Origin of the sequence: Rathayibacter sp. AY1B7, assembly GCF_002932735.1 — a bacterium.
In the GTDB taxonomy this organism is placed as follows: domain Bacteria; phylum Actinomycetota; class Actinomycetes; order Actinomycetales; family Microbacteriaceae; genus Rathayibacter.
In genome coordinates this window covers 1-3201 of record NZ_PSWK01000062.1, presented here as the reverse complement: position 1 = coordinate 3201, position 3201 = coordinate 1, and the positions used below count along the sequence as shown (strand labels likewise).

Genomic DNA, 3201 nt, shown 5'->3' with positions numbered 1-3201 from the left:
GAGGGCGAGCTGCTGCAGGGTGGTCATGGTGGGGTCCTTCCTCAGAACGGGGGCGTGCTGCTGGGTGGGGTGTCGAGCTCGTCGATGGAGACGTCGCCGATGTCGGCGAGGGTGGTGGGGTAGCGGGCGCCGCACTGGTGGGCGGGGAGGATCGCGATCGCGTAGGGGGTGTGCCGGCGGAGGGTGATCGCCCAGCGGCGGGAGAGCCGGTGGGTGCCGACGATGGTCTTCTCGAGGAGGTAGGTGGGCCGGTCGAGGATGGTGCAGGCGACCTCGTCGAGGGGGGTGATGGGTGTGGGGTCGACGCGGGCGGGGCCGAGGAAGACGCCGTCGATGTCGTCCCAGTCGTAGATGAGGACGGGCTGGGAGCAGCGGGGGCACTGGTCGGGGCGGGGTTCTTCGGGGCCGCGTCTCATGGCTGGCTCCGGGGTCGGCAGTGACCGATATCGGTGCTGGTGACGTTGAGGCTCCCTGCGCGAGTAACAGGAGTTCCCTTAGTTCCATCAAAGAGCTGCGTCATACTGAAATATCGGTCACTATCGGTCACTGAGGGGTTGAAAGGCCTGGTCGGCTGCGATTTCGGGCAGTGACCGATCGGGATTTGGTCGGTCACTTTCGGTCACTTTCGGTCACTGGGTGGGCGGGGTGGCAGTGACGGATCGAGTGACCGTTCAGTGACCGATCGGCGAGGGTCAGAATCCGGTCCACGGCGAGCTCTCCTTCGGCTGCTCGGCGTCGCTCTCGTCGCTGTAGAGGGTGACGTTGGTGTAGAAGCGGCGGCCGTTGGAGCGGGCCTCGCCGACGGCGAACTCCTGCCGGAGGCGCCGGCCGAACGCCTGGCCGACGAGCTCGTCCTCGTGCTCGGAGCGGCACCACTTCGAGTACTCGCGGCGCAGCTCGGCGGTGTCGACGCGGACGTACTCGCCGCCGCCGATGCGGCACCGGTCTTCCATGAACCGGGCGAGGTGGTCCTCTTCTGCGGCGTAGGAGGCGGTCGCCTCGCGGACGGCCGCGGGGGAGCCGAGGCCCTCGCGGACGGCGTCGGCGTAGCCGCGGACGATCCACGCGAGGATCCCGGGGCCTTCGTCGCGGGCGAGGATCGACTGCAGGTCGTCGACCTTCTCCTCGTCGGTGATCTGGTGCTCGAAGGGGATGAGGCGCAGGCGCCGCCAGAACGAGAACCCGCCGGATGCGACCGCGGGCTGGTGGTTGCCCATGAGCCAGAGGGTGTGGGTGGGCTCGAAGGTGAAGAAGTCCTGCCGCATGAACCGGGCCTTGATGCGGTCGCCGCCGGTGAGGGCCTTCATCTTCGCTTCGTCGAAGCGGGTGTTCTCGTTGACCTCGGACGCGACGACGAGGCGGCGGCCTTGGAGGTCGGCGAGCTCGGTCTCGTGCTTGTCGCGGCCGGCGAGGAGGAACCCTTGGGGGGCGGAGGTGGCGTAGTCGCCGAGGACGCGCATGAGCGTCTCGAGGAACACGGTCTTCCCGTTCTGGCCGCCGCCGTGGAGGAAGGGGAGGACGTGGTGGGCGGTGTCGCCGTGCGCGGTGATCCCGGCGAGGCGCTGCATGAACTGGATGAGGGGCTGGTCGGACTGGAAGGTGACGTCGAGGAACCGGTCCCACTGGGGGGTGGGGAGGTCGAAATCGACGGTGACGGCGGTCTGGCGGGTGTGCATGAGGGTGGGGTGGGGTTGGAGGATCGCGCCGGTCGCGAGGTCGATGACGCCGTTGGGGGTGTTGAGCTGGCCGTTCTGGGTGTCGAAGGTGTCGGCGGTGGTGCGGATCTCGTTGAGGCCGCGGAGGATGCGGATGCTGTTGGTGAGGGCGCGGGCGGCGAAGGACTTCTTCTTGTGCTGGTGGAGGGCGGGGGCGTCTTCGGGGAGCGCGCGGACGGTGTCGAGGGCGGCGGCCATGGCGGGGGCGTCGTCGGGGGCCATGACCCAGCGGGTCCCTTCCCAGGCGGCCCACTTGCCGGTGTCGGTGACGTAGCGGAGTCGGCGGGCGTGGCGCTGCATGGTGAGGTAGGCGTTCCCGGTGTCGGTGAGCGCTTCGGTGCCGGAGGAGATCGTCGACGGCTGCAGCGCGGCGGTCCCGTCGGTCTGCGGCGCGGCCGGCGCGCTGCCGCTGCTGCTGGTGGCGGGGGTGGGTGCGGGCTGCGGGACGGCGGAGAGGTGGCGTTCGGCGCGGTGGCCGTATCCGGATCCGGCGAGGGCGGTGGCGGCGGCGGAGTGGTCGCCGCCGTGCTCGAGGACGGCGTAGGCGCCGAACTTCGTGTAGGGGGTCTCGGAGTCGAAGACGGTGGAGGTGGTGAACACGAAGAGGCGGTCGCGGTCGCGGGCGTGGCCGGTGGTCGCGGAGATGTCGGCGTCCTTGCCGGGGCGGCGCCAGTAGCGGGTGGTGCCGCGGGCGAAGATCAGGGTCCAGCCGTGGGGGGTGAGGATGTCGGCCCAGTCGGTGCGGGCTTCGTAGTCGTCGCCGGGGGTGACGTCGCCGTCGCGGTTCGCGGGCGTCGCCGTCCAGGTGGCGGACAGGGTCGCGGCCTGTTCGGGGGCGGGGGTCTCGTCGAGGGTGCCGATGATGGCGTGGAGGGTGCCGCGCTCGTCGTCGGTGAGGGTGGGGATGCTGTCGGGGCCGCCGGCGATGCGGAGCCAGGGGCGGCCGGTGTCGTGGAAGGCGCCGGGGGTGGGCGCGGCGACGACGAAGCCGCCTTCGCCGCGGGTCTCGGCGAGGGTCTGGTGGTCGGGGTCGGCGGCGAGCTTCGTGTTGCCGACGACGGGCCGGTCGGTGCGGTACAGCCAGTGGATGCCGCCGGAGGGTGACTGCTCGAGCCAGCCGGTGGACACGCGGGCCCAGAGGTCGCCGACGCCGGAGTCCTGGGCGAGCTGCGCGAGCTCGGGGAGGCGGTTCATGGCGCGGCCTTCGAGCTCGAGCATTTCGAGGTTGCCGGAGACTGCGCCGGTGACGATTCCGAGCCCGAAGGGGGTGTCGCCGGTCCACGTCTGGTCGATCTCGGTGGGGGTGGCGATGGTGGTTTGCGCCTGCTTCCACGAGCCGTGGGGGCGCTTGCTGGTGCCGGGTGCGACGGGGATGACGGACACGCCGGCGGCCGCGAGCTGGTGCGCGGTCTGGTTGATGCTGCTCATGGGGTGCTTCCTGTGGGCGCGGGTGTCGGCGGGGTGGGGGGCGGCGCCCACGGGGTGA

General features: G+C 71.0%; 2 protein-coding genes. Both read right to left on the bottom strand.

The annotated features are described in order from the left end of the window. Nucleotides 1-41: 41 nt before the first annotated feature. Nucleotides 42-416, bottom strand: a complete 375-nt coding sequence (locus C5C95_RS16995) for a hypothetical protein (protein WP_104324912.1) — start codon at nucleotides 414-416, stop codon at nucleotides 42-44. A gap of 276 nt (nucleotides 417-692) precedes the next feature. Beyond that, nucleotides 693-3143: a phage/plasmid primase, P4 family gene (locus tag C5C95_RS16990; protein WP_104324911.1), complete on the bottom strand. Its 2451-nt coding sequence runs from the start codon at nucleotides 3141-3143 to the stop codon at nucleotides 693-695. Between the last annotated feature and the right edge of the window lie 58 nt (nucleotides 3144-3201).